The sequence below is a fragment of the Paenibacillus sp. FSL H8-0548 genome, from assembly GCF_038630985.1.
In the GTDB taxonomy this organism is placed as follows: Bacteria; Bacillota; Bacilli; order Paenibacillales; family Paenibacillaceae; genus Pristimantibacillus.
The window spans coordinates 6,237,556-6,255,707 of the sequence record NZ_CP152049.1 but is presented as its reverse complement, the minus strand read 5'-3'; the positions used below and the strand labels follow the sequence as shown (position 1 = coordinate 6,255,707).

The following is an 18,152-nucleotide window of genomic DNA, read 5'->3' as shown; positions in this document are numbered from 1 at the left end:
AAGTAAGCAGTTTGATACGCAACGATCTTAAGAAAAAGACAATGAGCACGCTTCTTCAATTAAAACAGTCTTTCTATGATAAAAAACCATTCCTGTCGTGATTATTTAGGAATCTTTCGGAAGAGGGGACGGGATTTTAACCAGGCCACCCTACGACAGGATCTAAGAATCCTCGTATCATCACTATCTTCACGATCCTCTCATTTCTGTTGTCTAGCATAGCGACTGTTGATCCGGCTGAAGCATTGGCGGCTGGCGCATGGAAGAGCACAGGCAGTTGGATTTCTTTTCAGATTAGAATAGTTAACGGTATTGGTTGCGAAAGGATTTGGGCTTCTGCCCGGTATTACGGAAAAAGCATCTGACAAAATAGGGAAAAGAACCGAAGCCAGTTGCCTCGGCAATATGGCCGATCGGATCATTGGTTCGGATTAGCAGTTGCTTTGCTTGTTCAATCCGGTGCCGTGTAAGGTATTCAAGCGGCGTACACCCGAGCGTCTTCTTCATACATAGCGAAATATAGTTTTCATGGAAATGAAGAGCTTTCGACAGCCGTTCATAGCTCAGAGTTTCTTTATAATATTTCCGCAAGTAAAGCGCAGCTTTCTCTGCAATGATGAATTGTTGGCTTTTCTGTGTAATTCCTCCCTCTTCATGAAGCAGCAGTAAGAGCTCCTGAAAAGTCATTTGCTGTTGCCACTTCGCTCTAGGCGTATCGTCTTGATGCAATTCAATTAATTGCTCCAATAAAGGCCATAACTGCTCTACGGAGAAAAACTCTCCAAATTTCGGGAAATAGAAGGAGAAGGTTTGGATAGGAGCATACGGATGGTCATGTTGCGATTGGGTAAAAGAATTGACTTCTGCAGACTCGCTCCACCGGCCTTCTGTTTGAAAGTGAAGCCAATAAAAGTGGGTCTCCTCTTGGCAGGGGGCAACCGTATGATGAGCCAAATCAGGGCGGAGGATAATATACTTATTGGCGGTTATTTGATAGACGGTGTTGGCCTCCTCGATAATTAGCTCCCCTTTTGTAACGACAATGAGATCGAATACTCCAATATTGCTTCGGTCGGGGTGCTTCCTGCCTACCGAATAGGTATCCTCACCGCTAACCGTATAGTGCGGCATAGGCGGGGAGATGAAATGCAGCATTCCCATAATGTCCTCCTTATGCTTGCTTCACGTGCAAGTTAAGTCTCTACTCTCAAATTACCAAACTTCCCTGTTGGGATCAAGAGGTTGTGATCGGATAAAATCAGGTTGTTTCTAGCTATACTGCTGAGAGTATATAAGATGTTATATTTTAGTGGAAGTTATCGCCGGACACGAAAAATCGGGAGTCCAGCGGTATGATGTCAGGCTCCTAGTTTAGAGCCATTCCATAAGGCACAGTCTCCTTGGAACTGGTAATTCAGTTAAAACCGTCTTCAAGAAATACTATACAGGGAGTGTACATGATGAAACTGAGACGAACCGCTTTTGAAAACTTGCCATTAGGTGCAATAAAGCCGACTGGTTGGCTGAAGAATCAATTACGCATTCAAGCTGAAGGCTTTACTGGTCATTTGGAGGAGCACTGGGCAGATGTAGGCCCGGAGAACGGGTGGATCGGCGGAAGCGGAGAGAGCTGGGAACGTGGTCCCTATTATTTGGACGGACTGCTTCCGCTTGCTTATCTGCTGGAGGATGAAAACCTTATTGCGAAAGCGAACCGTTGGGTGGAATGGTCGCTTTACAGCCAGAAGGAGAACGGTTCGTTCGGTCCTGAGCGCATCGAAACGGTGAACCATGACGTAAATAAAGAACATGACTGGTGGCACTATATGATTATGCTGAAGGTGATGATGCAGCATGAAGAGGCTACCCAAGATGAACGGGTGGTTCCTTTTCTTACAAAGTTTTTTGGATATGTGCACTCCACGATTGAGGCTCAGCCGCTCAGTGGCTGGGCAAAGACACGAGGCGCCGAGATGCTGCTCTGCATCGTCTGGCTTTACAAACGAACCGAACAAACCTCCCTTCTGGAGCTGGCGGATATGGTTGCGAAACAAACGACGGACTGGAGCGATATTTTACATGATTTCCCGTTTTGGCGCAAGGTAGATCAGTGGGACTGGACGACTCATGTCGTGAACGTGGCGATGGGAGTAAAGACACCAGGCGTGCTCTACGAATTGAACGGAAGCCCGGATGAGAGGGAGATTGTGCATCGCGGCATCGACTCTCTGATGACTTATCATGGTCAAGCGCACGGCATGTTCTCAGGCGATGAATGGCTATCAGGCACAAGTCCAAGCCAAGGTGTAGAATTATGTGCGGTTGTCGAGTATATGTTCTCAATGGAACAGCTCACGCGTGTTTTCGGGGAAGGACGTTTCGGTGATATTTTGGAGAAAGTAGCCTTTAATGCGCTACCGGCAGCAATTTCTGCGGATTGGACTTCCCATCAGTATGATCAGCAAGTCAATCAGATCGTATGTAACGTTGCACCGCGTGCATGGAGCAATGGTCCGGATGCGAACTTGTTTGGATTGGAGCCGAATTTTGGTTGCTGCACGTCAAACATGCACCAAGGCTGGCCGAAGCTGGCGTCACATTTGTGGATGAAAGATTTAGACGGTGGTTTGGCCGCTGTATCATACGCTCCTTGTAAGGTGACAACACAAGCGGGGAAAGGTGCTCTCGTCATTGTAGAGGTAAGCGGCGAGTATCCGTTCCGTGATCGTGTGTTCATCGATTTGAAGCTGGATCGGAGTGAACATTTTGCTATCTCGTTGCGGATTCCAGCCTGGTGCAGCAACCCTGCTGTTACGCTGAATGGAGAAAAGCTAGACATGATCGTAGAATTGGGATATACAAAAATTGATCGGGCTTGGAACAGCGGTGATCGGCTTGAGCTTCATTTGCCGATGGTAACGGAAACCGTATCTCGCAATCTGTACGCGACCAGCGTCGAGCGAGGCCCGCTCGTTTATGTGCTTCCTATCCAAGAGAACTGGCAAATGGTGCAGCAGCGGGAAATGTTCCATGACTGGGAGCTATATCCTTCCTCCAGCTGGAAATACGGCTTGCTCGCACAAACGCCATTCGAAGTCAAGGAATACGAAATTCCTTATCAGCCGTTTCATGCCGCTCACTCACCGGTTAAGCTTAAAGCGCAGGGCCAGCTTATAAAGGAATGGAAGATGGAAGGTAATAATGCAGGAACACCGCCTTTGCATCCGAACATAGACGGGCAGCCGATAGTCGAGCTTGAGCTCGTGCCATATGGGGGCGCGAAATTACGGATCGGCGAATTTCCATTAATCGGTCAACGTTCGTTATTTAAAGGGAAAAAGTAAGCAGGGGGTTCGTAATCGTGTAGATTTTAAAAAGTTTCGGTTAGGCTGGATATGCAGCGTAACTGAAACTTTTTTTGTTTTTGGCGTGTTTTGTTTAGATGTCATTGATACCCGTGAAGGTTTGGATGAATTTCCGTGGTGATATGGCTTCGATTTGCTTAAAAGCTTTGCTGAATGCGAAGACGCTGCCATAACCGACCTTCTCTGCGATCGTCGTAATCGACAAAGGAGTATAAATCATAAGATGCTTCGCTTTTTCGATGCGATAGCGCATTTGGAATTGATGTGGCGTAAGCCCGTATTTCTGTTTGAATAGTCGCGAGAAATGAAAAACGCTCAATGTTGCCGCCCGGGACAGCTCCTCGAGCAGTATCGTTTGGTCAAAACGCTCCATAATTAAAGTGGCTGCCGCATCAAGGGATTTATGATGGACTTTCCGTCCTGTTAGTTCGCTCGCTTCCAATCCTTTAATCAGGAGATAAATGAGCTTTAAGGCCAATGATTTTTGCAAAATAAAAAATTCAAGGTCGCGCCGTTCATAGGCATGTATAAGCTGCTGCAGTGTTCTTAATATTTCCCCGTGATTTTCAACGCGAATGACATCTGGTATTTGCAGCACAGATCCCAGAACATCCTCCCGAATCCATCTTTTTTCCTGTTCGCTGCATTCGGATAAGCTTTTGTAGCTGATGGCAACTTCCTCATAGTTATCCTCGTAAAGTGCATCAAAATGAATATGCGGCATCCAGCATTCTCCGATGGATTCAATAAACTCATGCTCCTTGCCCGGTTTAAAAAGAACGATATCGCCTGGCTGGATGTTATGGATCGTTTCATCGATCCTTAAGGTTATCTGGCCCTTCTCTAGGTAAAGCAGCTCATAATCGAATATGATTCTGGATTTCAAGCGCATGCCTGATTCGCGATGATTCCAGGCTTTGCGGACATTAGGCGAGAGCTTGGTCATTAATTTAGTCTTTCGATTAGAGAACGCTTCCATACGATCACTCCAAATTAGCAAGATTGGATAAATAATGACAAGTTGAAATAAAGAAGTTCCTGATAAGTTGTGATAACATAAGCAATGTAATCGGTAACACGGTTGGGAAGTCTTGATAATGGATAGCATCATCTATTATATTATAGCACTATTCTCTCATCAATCACCTTACGTCTATCTTCATTTGGACTGCTAATTTCGTATGAAAAGGAGCGCATAAACATGAACCGATTTAACGGACTTGAGATGGGGATCAGTAATTTGGCTAGAGTGTCAGACGCTCAAACTCGTTCCATAAGCCCTGAAAATTTTAAAGGTGAGAAAGGCAAGGGGGGGATGGCAACGGAAGGAACCGGCGCAGATTGCGCACGCGATCTGGGTATCGGCTGGAAAGTGTCTCCTTCGGTAGAGATTGCACCGGGAGAGATCTTCACGATGGCGGATATAGAGGGTCCTGGCGCGATCCAGCATATATGGCTGACTTGTTTTCCAACGCATTGGAGAAATATGATCCTTCGCATGTATTGGGACGAAGAGGAGCAGCCTTCTGTTGAAGTTCCGCTTGGAGACTTCTTCTGCAACGGCTGGCAAGAACGATGCGATGTGAATTCGCAGCCGATCGCCGTGAATCCTGCTGGGGGAATGAACAGCTATTGGCTGATGCCATTTCGGAAGCATGCCACCATTACGATCGAGAACAAGGAGCCAGACAAGGTCGTGCTCTATTACCAGGTCGACTATACATTGACCGAGGTACCGGAGGACATGGCATATTTTCATGCGCAGTGGAGAAGATCCAACCCGGTACCTTACGGAGAGGTGCATACGATACTGGACGGCGTGTCCGGAAAAGGACAATATATCGGCACCTATCTCGCTTGGCAGGTAAATAATACAGGCTGGTGGGGGGAAGGTGAAATCAAGTTTTACATGGACGGTGACAAGCAGTTCCCGACGATTTGCGGAACGGGTACGGAAGATTATTTCGGCGGAGCGTGGAACTGGGAACAGCCGCTCGGAAAGTATTCGACCTATTCCACCGCATATCTGGGGATGCATCAGCTTATTAACCCGGACGGCTTATACCGCAGCCAGCAACGGTTCGGAATGTATCGATGGCATATTCTAGATCCGATTCGGTTCCAATCTGACTTAAAGGTAACGATCCAGGATCTCGGCTGGCGTTCCGGAAGAAGATATTTGCCGCAGCAAAGCGATATCGCTTCGACGGCGTTCTGGTATCAATTGGAGCCGCATACCCCGCATCCCTCCTTGCCTAGTAACGATGATCGGGAAGTGATTTAATTAATGCGCTTAATCTGTCAATTCGATAAGGCTCTGAGGTGAGAGAGCTTTGTTGAAAGCAACGATCAAACAAGTAGCTGCCGAAGCGGAAGTTTCCACGGCAACCGTATCCCGTGTTCTGAACTGCAGTCTAAAAGTAAGCGATGAAGCGAGGCTCCGCGTGAACGAGGCGATCGCCAAGCTGCACTATGAGCCGAGCGCTATTGCAAGAAGCTTGAAGCAGGACAAAACGTACATGATTGGCATTATCGTTCCAGATATTACGAACCCGTACTTTATGGAAATATCGAAGGGTATCGAGGATACCGTCGGTCAATGCGGCTTTCAGCTGATGTTCTGCAGCTCTGATGAGAATAACGACAAAGAGGGAAGACTTCTTCAGCTGTTGAACGAGAAGCGGGTAGACGCCGTCGTCATTGCGACTGCAGGCGGTAATGGAGCCAAAATCGCAAGTATGTCTCGCTCCGGGCTGCCGGTCGTGCTGATTGACCGCAGTTTGGAAGGCGGAGAGGATTTGGAGAGTCTGGATCTGGTTGCGGAGAACAATGCGGAAGGTGCCTTTATGCTGACCAAGCGTCTGCTGGAGGACGGGCACACGGCTCTAGGTGTCGTAAACGGACCGTCGTCGGTAAGCACGGGACGCGAGCGACTTGAGGGTGTACTGCGAGCCATGCGGGAATGGGGAATCGAGGAGCCGCTTCACATATACAATGGTGATTTCACCATACAAGGAGGAATTCGTGCTGTTCGGCGGTTCTGGCAAGCCGAGCACAAGCCGACAGCGATCATCTCGCTTAACAATCGGATGACTTTCGGCGTTTTACTTGAGCTTGTGCGAAGCGGCCTTAATATTCCAAGCGATGTGGCCATCGCCTCCTTCGGCGAAGTTGAAGCGGGTCAGCTTCTAAAGAGGCCCAAGCTTTATTATATAGATCAACAACCCTACGTCATGGGAAGGAGAACGGGGGAGCTTCTTCTCAGCCGGATAAACAAACAAGATGACAGAGTATACCCTCATTTGGAGCGATTCAGCCATCAAATCAAATGTATTCAATAACGAAAAACATACAACGCAAACGACCACATAGAAGAGGTGACTTAGATGTCAAACGCGCAAATCATTAATCGACTGCAGGGCCAATTGCCAAAAATCGGCATCCGTCCCATTATTGACGGACGAAGAGGAGGCATACGCGAATCGCTGGAAGACGTAACGATGGATATGGCGAAAGCTGCAGCAGCCTTCCTTACTGAAAATGTTAGACATAGCTGCGGGATGCCCGTTGAATGCGTCATTGCAGACACCACGATCGGCGGCGTAGCCGAAGCAGCACGTGCAGATCAGAAATTCGCTACCGCTGGCGTTGGACTTACGATTTCCGTTACCCCATCCTGGTGCTACCCGACAGAAACGATGGATACCGATCCGACTAGGCCGAAAGCGATCTGGGGCTTTAATGGAACGGAGAGACCAGGCGCCGTTTATTTGGCGGCGGCGCTTTCCGCGCATAACCAGAAAGGACTTCCCGCTTTCAGCATCTATGGCCGTGACGTGCAGGATATTGGCGATACTACCATTACGCCAGACGTTCAGGAGAAGCTGCTGCAGTTTGCTCGGGCCGGCCTCGCCGTGGCGACGATGCGAGGCAAATCATATTTGTCGATGGGTTCCGTCTCGATGGGCATCGCAGGCTGTATCGTTGACGAGTCGTTTTTCCAGAAATACTTGGGCATCCGCAACGAGTACGTCGATATGACGGAGTTTGTAAGGCGGATAGAGCTTGGTATTTACGACCACGAGGAATTTGAGCTGGCACTGGCATGGACGAAGGAAAATTGCAAGGAAGGCATCGAAGTGAAGCCGGAGCATCTGATACGGACGGGCGAGCAGAAGGAGAAGGACTGGGAAACCGTTGTCAAAATGGCCCTGATCGGGCGCGATTTGATGATCGGCAATCCGAAGCTGAATGAACTCGGATACGGTGAAGAGGCGCTCGGCCACAATGCGATCGCAGCAGGCTTTCAAGGTCAGCGTGCCTGGACGGATTACTTCCCTACCGGTGATTTCATGGAAGCTATGCTCTCAACCTCCTTTGATTGGAATGGCATTCGTGAGCCGTTTATGCTGGCGACGGAGAATGATACGCTTAATGGCATTACGATGCTGTTTGGCCATTTACTTACGAATGCGGCTCAAATTTTCGCCGATGTTCGTACATATTGGAGTCCGGAATCGGTGAGACGCGTTACCGGTCATGAGCTGACAGGCCGTGCGGCGAATGGGATTATCCATCTGATCAATTCCGGACCTGCTGCCCTGGACGGTACCGGCCGTCAGACACGCAATGGTGAGCCGGTGATGAAACCATTCTGGGAAATAACCGAGGATGAAGTAAAAAGCTGCCTGGAAGCTACGGAATGGTGCCCAGCGGTAGACTTCTTTCGCGGCGGAGGTTACTCCACCGATTTCACGACCCGTGCTGGCATGCCCGTGACAATGGCTCGCATTAATCTGATCGCAGGACTTGGTCCCGTGCTTCAAATCGCAGAGGGTTACACGGTTGAGCTGCCGGATGATGTGCACAGCAAGCTGGATGAGCGGAGCAACCAGACCTGGCCAACCACGTGGTTTGCGCCGAATCTGACAGGAGAGGGCCTATTCAAGGATGTATACACGGTGATGAACAAATGGGGCTCCAACCACGGCGCTGTGAGCTACGGACACATCGGCAGTGATCTGATTACGCTGGCATCCATGCTGCGTATTCCCGTTTCCATGCATAACGTTCCGGAAGAGAAAATATTTCGACCAAGCGCTTGGTCGGCATTTGGCGAGATGGAACCGGTCGGGGCCGATTACCGAGCATGCCAAAACTTCGGCCCGCTATATCGATAACGGAAAGGAGTCATGACAAATGTATGCCAAATATGTAATCGGCGTCGATTATGGCACTGAATCGGGAAGGGCATTGCTGGTTGACGTTTCGGATGGGACGGAAATCGCATCGCATGTTACACCGTATCCGCATGGCGTAATGGATGAAAAACTGCCAGGCGGAACGTCGCTCGAGCCTGACTGGGCGCTGCAGCATCCCGATGACTATATAGAGGTGTTGAGACGCTCTGTACCGGAGGTGCTGCGCGAGGCGGGCGTTCATCCTGCGGATGTCATCGGTATCGGTATCGACTTCACGGCTTGTACGATGATGCCGCTTGATGAGAAAGGCCGGCCGCTATGTCTGAAGCCAGAGTGGAGCAGCAATCCGCATAGCTGGGTGAAGCTTTGGAAGCATCATGCAGCCCAGCAAGAAGCGAGTCTTTTGAACCGGATTGCAATAGAGCGCGGGGAAAGCTTCCTGCCTCGCTATGGAGGGAAATTGTCCTCGGAATGGATGCTCGCTAAAATATGGCAAATATTGAATGAAGCACCCAAGGTGTATGAGCAGACGGATTTGTTTATGGAAGCGGCGGATTGGGTCGTCATGCAAATGACGGGCAGCCTCGTAAGGAACAGCTGTACGGCAGGATACAAAGCGGTATGGCATAAGGAACAAGGCTATCCGTCGAATGAGTTTTTTGCAGCGCTGGATCCGCGGCTGGAGACGCTCACCAAGACGAAGCTTCGCGGGCGAATCGCTGCGCTGGGAACGAAAGCGGGCGAGTTAAATGCCGAAATGGCGGAAATCATGGGCTTGCGCGCCGGCATCGCGGTTGCGGTAGGCAATGTCGACGCCCATGCAGCTGTACCGGCGGTAGGCGTTGTGACGCCGGGAAAACTAGTCATGGCGATGGGCACGTCCATCTGTCACCTATTGCTCAGCGACATGGAAGTAAATGTTGAAGGCATTTGCGGCGTCGTAGAAGACGGCATCGTACCGGGCTATTACGGCTACGAAGCTGGTCAATCCGCAGCAGGCGACATTTTCGGGTGGTATGTAGATGAGGTAGTGCCGGAATATGTACGGGAAACCGCACGGGAAGAAGATACTGGCGTTCATCAATGGTTGGAACGCAGGGCGGCTGCGTATCAGCCGGGAGAAATCGGTTTGCTTGCGCTGGACTGGTGGAACGGCAATCGTTCGGTGCTTGTGGACGCGGAATTATCTGGCCTGATTGTCGGACTGACACTGCAGACGAAGCCGGAAGAAATTTATAGGGCACTGCTCGAATCGACCGCATTCGGAACGAGACGAATCATTGAAGCGTTCCATCTGAACGGCGTCGAGGTTCAAGAGCTGTACGCCTGCGGAGGTCTGCCGCAGCGCAATCGACTGCTTATGCAAATTTATGCGGATGTTACGGGCCGGGAAATTAAAATCGCTGATTCGACGCAAACGGCGGCGCTTGGAGCGGCCATGTTCGCAGCGGTAGCGGCGGGAGCTGAGGCTTATGGCTATGCGACTATCGTTGAAGCGGCGGAGAAGATGGCGCGTGTAAGAGAGGAAACGTTCAAACCTATTCCGGAGCATGAGGCAATATATGAGGCGCTTTATCAAGGCTATCTGAGCCTGCATGATTATTTCGGACGGGGCGGCAACGACGTTATGAGAACGCTCAAGGCAATGAAACACAGCTCGATTTAAACGATCAAGGCTTTAGGATCTACAGTGTGCAATCGATCCCACATTACATCACAGAAAAGGTGGAACAATCATGGAAATTCAACAATCGATCCAATCGCTTAGCCAAGTGAGACCAGGAAAACGAAAAAGGGAGTCCAGTTACGATCGTACGGGAGGAAACAAAGACTACTATACAATTAATCCAGGCGATAAAACGGACATTTGTATGGTCAAGGGTGCGGGGGCAATTACCCACATCTGGATGACGATGGCGACAGACGGTCCTCAGGAAGAGGCGCTTCTGCCAAGAAAGATCGTGCTTCGCATGTATTGGGACGGAGAAACCGAGCCTAGCGTAGAAGCGCCGATCGGAGATTTCTTCGGACTTGGGCATGGAATTACGAAAAACTATGAGTCGGCTTGTCTTATGATGAGTCCAGAAGACGGCAAAGCGCTTAACAGCTTTTTCCGTATGCCATATGCAATCGATGCCAGAATCGAAATTGAGAGCGAAGCGGATCATCCTATCAAATTTTACTTTTATATCGATTATGAGGCGTATGACAAGCTGCCGGAAAACGAGCTGCGTTTCCATGCTCAGTGGCTCCGGGAATGTCCGACGGATGGCATTGACGATACGAGCGTAGATAATGCTTTCTTTGAATTCGGCGGTAAAAATACGACGGGAGACGGCAATTACGTCATTCTTGAAGCCAAGGGCAAGGGACATTATGTTGGCGTAAACTTCAATGTCCACAATCTGAGAGAAACGAGAGAGTGGAACTGGTACGGAGAAGGAGATGACATGATCTTCATCGACGGGGAGCCTTGGCCGCCAACGCTGCACGGAACGGGGATGGAAGACTACTTTAATACGGCATGGTGCCCGCAGCAGGAAGTATGCACGCCGTATCACGGCCTTATCCTTGGCGGAGGACCGAATTGGAGCGGCAAAATCTCCACCTACCGCTATCATATTCTTGATCCGATCATGTTTGACCAAAGCATTAAAGTGACCATCGAGCATGGCCACAACAATCATCGAAGCGACGATATTTCGTCGACAGCTTACTGGTATCAAACAGAGCCGCATCAAGCTTTCAAGCCGATGCCGAACATAGAAGGCCGCCTTCCGATAACGGATACGAAACCCTTTAATGATCAAAGCCTGAAAGAAATATTCAAGCACGCCAATCCATAAGCGCACTGGAAACGCCTTTTGAAGGAGATGATGAAGCTGCGTAAAGCGATGACGGCAAGTTTAATGATCGTCTGCTTGCTGCTGGTTTCCTGCCGTAACGGCGATGCTCAGATTGCGGATCGGATGCTGGACGGGAGTAACAAAGCCTTTCGGTTGAAGAGCGTGACAGGGCTTCAGCAGGTCGCACAATTAACGGGAAAAGAATCGATGAACGGAACCGACCGCTATGCGGTATCGGGAACCGATCTTGGTTCCATGTTTCAAGCGGGCGACAGAACCTATTTCGTATTCGGCGACACCTTCGGCGATCGGTCGGATGGCTCGACAGGCGCCGGAGGCAGCTTCTGGCGGTCCAATACTTTAGCTTATTCTACCGATATCGACCCGTCGGACGGCATTACGTTCGACGGGATGATAACCGATGAGATTGGACTGGCGAAAGAGCTGCTGCCCTCTAAAAAAAACGATTTTGACGAAATGACGAAAATCCCTACTCACGGCCTGTACGCAAATGACGTTATGTATTTGTACTACATGTCGGTCAACCATTGGGGAGATCCAGGTCAATGGGATGCCAATTACAGCAGTATTGCAAAATCAACGAATGATGGGAAAGATTGGACGCTGCTGGACGAGGTGAAATGGCCGGGAGACAGCAGCTTCATTCAGGTCAGTCCCTTTAAGATGCCAAACGGCAAGGATCACTCTGATATTTACTTTTGGTGTATTCCTTCCGGTCGCTTCGGAGGCGTTAAGCTGATGAAAGTGAACGAGGCCGCTATCGAAGATATAAACAGCTACGATTATTTTGCGGGAATAGATAAAACAGGAGAGCCCGTATGGAGCAAAGCCATCGCTGAAGCCCAACTCGTAGTAGATGACAGGGCCGGAGAGCTTTCCGTCATATGGAATCCTTACCTCGACAGCTGGATCATGACTTATTTGGAGGAAGGTGAGGGCGTCGTCTTGCGCGAAGGCGTGACGCCATGGGGCCCATGGAGCGAAACGACCTTGCTGGTTTCATCAACGGAGTATCCAGGCCTTTATGGTCCTTATATGAATCCTCAATATATGGAAGATGGCGGGAGCACCATTTATTTCACTTTATCGCTATGGGAGCCGTACAACGTTTTCTGGTATAAAGCGACGCTTCATAAATGAAAGCGCTTCAATATTTGAAGAACCATGGATTCCGGTTTGAACGCTCTGGCGTTTAAATAAATAGTTTTTTTAAAAAAAGGGAGGATTCACACATGCAGGTTTATCGGGGGAAGATCGTAACGTCAATTCTAGCGGTTGTTATTTTGCTCACACTCGTCTTATCGGGCTGCGGGAATGGAAACACGAATGCTGGGAACACGGGCAAAACAGACAATGAAGGCGGCACAAATTCACAGGCAGGCAACGACAACACGGGGGAGAAACCGGCTGAGAAAGTAACGATCGAATTCTGGGCACAGAAGTTCGAGGATACAACGGACGCTTGGTTCAAAAAGTGGACGGACGAATTCAACAAAACGCATGACAATATTCAGGTAAAGCTGCAAATCGTTCCAGGGGATGCCTGGGCACAAAAGTTGAAAGCAGCGCAGGCTGCGGGCAAAGCACCTGATTTGATGACGATGAGCTACTCGGGAATCGCTCCTGCTGCAAAAATTGGTCAAATCAAGCCATTAAACGACTTGATGGATCCGGCTGTATTCGATGACCTCTATGAAAATATCAAGGAATTCGTTACCGTTGGGGATCAATTTTATGCATATCCGAAGCTGGTAGAGCCCTCCGCTGTATTGTACTATCGCAAAGACTTGTTCGAAGCGGCCGGTCTTGATCCAGAGAAACCGCCAGTTACTTGGACAGAGCTGATCGAATACGGCAAAAAACTGACACAAAAAGGAGTTTTCGGCCTATCCACCGCGCAAACGGCTCCGGATTTGGGCTGGTCGAGCTGGGGCTTGCAATACAATGCTGCTGGACATTTGCCTGTTACGGACGATTGGTCCAAAGCGGATGTGATGAATGATGGCTACAAAGAGCTGCTTAACTACTATAAAACGCTCTACCAAGACGGAATCATCCCGAAGCAGCAGCTTGCGGGTTACGCCGATGCAACTCCGTTCGGCGAAGGGAAGCTGGCGATGACGATCAGCGGCTCCTGGTCGATCGGCTTGTTCCGCAACGACTTTAAAGACATGCTGGACAAAATCGGAGTAGCGCCAATGCCGTCCATTGATGGTGATCCAACAAAACCGACAGCGACGTTAGGCGGCTGGACGCTTGTTGTTGACGGTAAATCGAAGCAGCCAGAAGCTGCTGCCAAGTACATTGAGTATTTGCTCGCAGGTGACCCGGGCATTATGATCGACTTCTTCAAAACGAGCCAATTCTCCAAATTCTCGCCGCGCAAATCGGTGGACGAGGCGATGGCTCAGGATCCGGCAGCCTCAAGCGATGAATGGCGCAGGCTGATTGCCGAGAAGGTCATTCCTTTCGCACAAGCTGAGCCGAACTACCCTTGGGATATCAGCATCGCGTTTGCGACTGCTATCGAGTCTGCGATGAAAGGCGAGGATGTCGATAAAGCGCTTGCCAAAGCAGAGAAAACGATTAACGACTTTATCGCGAAACAAAGCTTAGCAGGTACGAATCCGAAATAATGTACGGCCGGGGAGAGTCGTCCGGAAGCGGGAGCTTCCGGACAGCTGGTCTCCACACTTTTATGCGACGGTGGTGAATGCGAATGAAGAAGAAAACACGGCTCGACAATGTGACCGCATTTACGATGCTGATTCCTATCGTAGTGCTGCTGACTATATTTGTCGTCATCCCGTTTATTTATGCGCTCTACGTCAGCTTTTACGACTGGAGCTTCTATCAGGATTCCGAATTTGTAGGTTGGAGCAATTTCTCTAATGTGCTTTCCGATCCTTTGTTTATGATGTCCATCGAAACGGGCTTGAAATTTGCTTTGTTTGTTGTCCCGGCCCAAATGATTCTTGCATTCTTTTTTGCGCATGTCATTAGAGGGATGGGGACGAAGCTATCCGGCTTCATCAAAACCTCGATCTATATCCCGACCATTATTTCCGGTATTATTGCGTCTATTATTTTTGTGTTTATTTACGACTATAACGCAGGTCTTGCCAACGTCATCGTCAATATGTTCGGCGTTGAGAATCAAGCTTGGCTTGCCGATGCCAAGACAGCGCTCGGAAGCATTGCGATTCCCGCGGTATGGCTCGGCTTCGGCATTACATCGCTGATCATGCTTGCGGGCCTGCTCGATATCCCCGAGAGCTATTATGAGGCTGCGGATCTCGAAGGTGCTGGCTCCTGGACCAAAATGGTCTACATTACGATTCCATTAATGAAAAATGTCGTTCTGTATTTATTGATCGTTGGGTTTACGGGAGCCATTCAGCAGTTCGAGCTGCCGCTCGTTATGACCGGCGGAGGGCCGCTTAATGAAACGACGACACCGAATTTATACATCTTCAACCATTTCCGCAACGACTTGCTGGTTGGCCATTCCATTGCCTCTGCTCTCCTGTTGTTCGTTGTACTTGGCAGCATATCTGCCATTATTTTTAAAGTGCTCAATTCAGAAAAAGCGGTTGACGGTTAGAGAAGCAGGCGAATGGAGGAGTGTCAGCAATGAAATTAAAGGATCAGATCATAAAAACGATGATGTACGCAACCGGATTGCTTGTGGCGGTTGTCGCATTGTTTCCGCTTGCCTGGATGGTAATCTCCGGTTTTAAGGCGAAAACAGAGGTTTTGTCGACACCATTTCGATTTTTCCCAAAGGATTGGATGTTTTCCAATTACAGCTCAATTCTGGAAGACCCAATGTTTCTCAAATCGATGCTAGTAACATTCACAGGGGCGGTAATCTTTGCTGTATTAAGCCTAATTATTAATTCCATGGCAGCGTATGTGTTTGCCAGGCTGGAATTCCGCTTTAAACGAACGTTATGGGTATTTGTCATCTTAACCATGTTCGTTCCCGGTATGGCTATTTTACTTACCTCCTTTATCGTTGTCACGAAGATGCACATGCTGGACACGATGGCAGTTCTTATACTTCCTGGCGTTGCCTCAGCAGGCCATATGTTCTTTATCCGGCAATTTTATTTGAATATCCCGCTCGCATTGGAGGAGGCTGCGTTTATAGACGGCGCTAATCGTTGGAAAATATTTACGAGTATTTTTTTTCCGATGTCCTATCCGGTATTCGTTATCGTCGGCATTGGCTCTTATCTGGGCTATTGGAATTCTTTTGTATGGCCGACTATGACGATTACGAATGTCGACATGTTTCAAATTATGCAATTTTTGAATACGTTCCGCTCCGAGCGGTCAACGGAGATGGGTCTCTTGATGGCAGGCTCTACGCTCGCAGCTATACCGACCATCATCTTGTTCCTTATTTTCCAAAAGTACATCATCAAGGGAATAAAAATTTCCGGATTAAAGTAACGGGAGGCGTTTTCTCATGATTCAGCTGGCGAATAGCCGAATTCGTATGGACATTAGCGAATCGGACGGATCTATCTGCAGTTTGAAGGATAAGCTCAAAAGCAAGGCATACATCGTTGCCGGAGAAGCCTGCGAACCTTTCAGGCTTGAGACGGCAAGCGGTGTGTCGTCCGCATTCGAACGATTTGATTTCGAAGTGCATCAAGCAGCCGATAGGCAGGAGGTACACTTGACGTGGCTGGTACGGAATGGATTGCAGATCAAGGCATTCATCAGCCTCAGACACGATGCCGATGAGCTCGAATTCCGCTGTGAGGCTGTGAATGATACGGATGAAGCTGTGATCAGCCTCGAATACCCGGTGCTTGGCAATCTAGGTGCTATTACGGCAGGAGGCGAGAGCGATTTCGCCGCACATAGCTTTGCCACAGGCTTCAAGATCCAAAACCCGTTGAAGCACTTTGAACAGGGCGGAGCAGGTCTGCGGTTTATGCCTTATCCGGAAAGCTTCTCTGGTGCTTCAATGCAATTTTTCACCTATTATGGCCAGGATGAGGGCGGCCTCTATTTTGCTGCGCTGGATGGGGAGGGCTGCGCCAAATGGCTGAATTTCTATAAGAACAGCGCTGGCTTGCTCGAAGCTTCCTTCATTCACGGCTGCGAGGATATGGGGGCAGGCAAGGGCATTCGCACGGAGTATCCGATCGTCGTCAAACTGCTCGAAGGCCGTGATTGGTATGAGGCTGCCGATCACTACAAAGCTTGGGCAGAGCAGCAGAGTTGGTGTGCAAAAGGCAAGCTGGTCGAACGCAAGGAGGAGGAACGCTGTGACTGGCTGTATGAGCAGATGGGTGCCGCTACATTCGGCATTAACGCAGGCTTCGATCGAACCGAATGGCTGGACCAATATCACGAGCATATTAGAACTCCGATGTTTCACATTCTCGGACCTGATTGGACGAATGCGCCTCAAACCTTTTACAAAGGTGTGCCGGGCGGGCTTGAGGATTGGTTTCCCACGAGCTTCAACCCTCAGAACTTGGAGGCTATGAAGCGCTACGGCGACAAGTACGCGCCGTTTGAGTTCGACTATCTGTTCAACTTCGAGGGAGACGATGGGGTGCGCGCGAAGGCGGCTGCGCAGAAGTTTCCGGAGAAAGACAGGCTGAAATCGATAGATGCCTATCGGTTCCCGTTTATTTGTCCCGCAGCGGAGTATACGCAGCAATTTCATGTAGAGCGGGATGAGACGCTTCAGCGGAATGTTGATGTAGATTCCATCTATTATGATATCTCGGCCAATAACATTATGAAAATATGCCTGGATGACTCACATGGACATCCGGTAGGAGCAGGCAAGGCGGTTCAGGAGGCCTATCGGCAAAATTACATCCGGACGAAGGCCGCAATGATCAAGGCAGCGGGGCGTTATGTGCCGATGGGCACAGAGATGATGAATGAGATGTTTCTGGATGTGCTCGACTATTATCAAGCACGCGCCGGAGGCCAGCCGGCAGCGCCTCTCGAAGGTTATCCGCTGCGCGATTTGATCAAAGCCGGTCAAGCTGAGCTTATTCCGATGTTCGCGTACGTCTATCACGAGTATGGGGCGGTAAGACTTGATGGTTGGGGCAAGCTGACGGAGGAAATCGGTTCGCTTTATTATTTCACGGTTGCCCGCACTTATTTATGGGGCGGCTTGTACGAGCTGAATTACGAATACAGTCCGATGGAAGCACTGAAAGGGAAGGAGAATGCCCCAGAGGAGCATTATTATCCGTTCGAGCCGAGAGGTTATGCATTCTCTGCCGAGCGAGCCGACTACCTGGCGCAGTTCGCCGATCTGCGGACAGGCGCAGGCAACAAATATTTGGCCTATGGCAAAATGCTCCCTCCGCTTGCCTTCGAGCGCGGAAGGATAAGCGCAGAATGGTTCCATTACAATCACGGTAAGGAAACGAAAGAGTACAACGATTCCGGTGTACTGGAGGTTGACGCTGTAGTTCATTCCGCTTGGCGCTTCAAAGAGGAGAGCACGGGCTTGTTTTTCGCCAATGTCAGCAATGATAACCGCCTTGTGAGGGCTGCTGCCTCCGAGCTGGAACGCTATGATGCAAGACCTTCTTCCGAATATGTGCTGCATACGGCAGAATCGGGAGGAGAAGAGGTCGCGATCTCGCCGGGGCAAGATGGATTTTTTGAACTGGTAATACCGCCTAGAAGCGTTGTCCTGCTGGAACTGCGTTAATATGGAGCGTTAA

The 18,152-nt window shown here is 49.5% G+C and carries 13 protein-coding genes; 11 read left to right on the top strand and 2 right to left on the bottom strand.

Features of this window, described 5'->3' with window-relative positions; genetic code table 11:
* Positions 1-303: 303 nt before the first annotated feature.
* Positions 304-1,161, bottom strand: a complete 858-nt coding sequence (locus MHI37_RS26585) for a helix-turn-helix transcriptional regulator (protein WP_256710674.1) — start codon at positions 1,159-1,161, stop codon at positions 304-306.
* A 296-nt stretch (positions 1,162-1,457) separates the two neighbouring features.
* Between MHI37_RS26585 and MHI37_RS26580 the strand changes: the two genes are divergently transcribed.
* On the top strand, positions 1,458-3,344 hold the full coding sequence (locus tag MHI37_RS26580) for a beta-L-arabinofuranosidase domain-containing protein (protein ID WP_256710673.1): 1,887 nt from the start codon (positions 1,458-1,460) through the stop codon (positions 3,342-3,344).
* A gap of 94 nt (positions 3,345-3,438) precedes the next feature.
* On the opposite strand, the gene MHI37_RS26575 is transcribed toward MHI37_RS26580, so the two are convergent.
* Positions 3,439-4,344, bottom strand: a complete 906-nt coding sequence (locus tag MHI37_RS26575) for a helix-turn-helix domain-containing protein (protein WP_076339176.1) — start codon at positions 4,342-4,344, stop codon at positions 3,439-3,441.
* A gap of 222 nt (positions 4,345-4,566) precedes the next feature.
* Here MHI37_RS26575 and MHI37_RS26570 point away from each other — a divergent pair, with 222 nt between their 5' ends.
* From MHI37_RS26570 to MHI37_RS26525, 10 genes are all read left to right on the top strand, one after another.
* A complete protein-coding gene (locus MHI37_RS26570; RefSeq protein ID WP_076339175.1) occupies positions 4,567-5,649 on the top strand; it encodes a glycoside hydrolase family 172 protein in 1,083 nt (360 codons plus the stop codon).
* Positions 5,650-5,698: 49 nt separating this feature from the next.
* Positions 5,699-6,706: a LacI family DNA-binding transcriptional regulator gene (locus tag MHI37_RS26565; RefSeq protein ID WP_076339174.1), complete on the top strand. Its 1,008-nt coding sequence runs from the start codon at positions 5,699-5,701 to the stop codon at positions 6,704-6,706.
* A 45-nt stretch (positions 6,707-6,751) separates the two neighbouring features.
* Complete coding sequence (locus tag MHI37_RS26560; protein WP_076339173.1) at positions 6,752-8,545, top strand: L-fucose isomerase; 1,794 nt, start codon at positions 6,752-6,754, stop codon at positions 8,543-8,545.
* Positions 8,546-8,564: 19 nt separating this feature from the next.
* A complete protein-coding gene (locus MHI37_RS26555; protein WP_076339172.1) occupies positions 8,565-10,232 on the top strand; it encodes a ribulokinase in 1,668 nt (555 codons plus the stop codon).
* Positions 10,233-10,302: 70 nt separating this feature from the next.
* A complete protein-coding gene (locus MHI37_RS26550; protein ID WP_076339171.1) occupies positions 10,303-11,412 on the top strand; it encodes a glycoside hydrolase family 172 protein in 1,110 nt (369 codons plus the stop codon).
* Between the two features lie 27 nt (positions 11,413-11,439).
* Positions 11,440-12,573 (top strand): DUF4185 domain-containing protein, encoded by a 1,134-nt coding sequence (locus tag MHI37_RS26545; protein ID WP_256710675.1) that lies wholly within the window; start codon positions 11,440-11,442, stop codon positions 12,571-12,573.
* Positions 12,574-12,665: 92 nt separating this feature from the next.
* Complete coding sequence (locus MHI37_RS26540; RefSeq protein WP_076339169.1) at positions 12,666-14,069, top strand: extracellular solute-binding protein; 1,404 nt, start codon at positions 12,666-12,668, stop codon at positions 14,067-14,069.
* An 83-nt stretch (positions 14,070-14,152) separates the two neighbouring features.
* Entirely contained in the window at positions 14,153-15,037 is an 885-nt protein-coding gene (locus tag MHI37_RS26535; RefSeq protein ID WP_083676500.1) for a sugar ABC transporter permease, read from the top strand.
* 29 nt (positions 15,038-15,066) lie between these two features.
* Complete coding sequence (locus MHI37_RS26530; RefSeq protein WP_076339167.1) at positions 15,067-15,891, top strand: carbohydrate ABC transporter permease; 825 nt, start codon at positions 15,067-15,069, stop codon at positions 15,889-15,891.
* A 16-nt stretch (positions 15,892-15,907) separates the two neighbouring features.
* Positions 15,908-18,139 (top strand): DUF6259 domain-containing protein, encoded by a 2,232-nt coding sequence (locus MHI37_RS26525; protein WP_076339166.1) that lies wholly within the window; start codon positions 15,908-15,910, stop codon positions 18,137-18,139.
* Positions 18,140-18,152 lie beyond the last annotated feature (13 nt).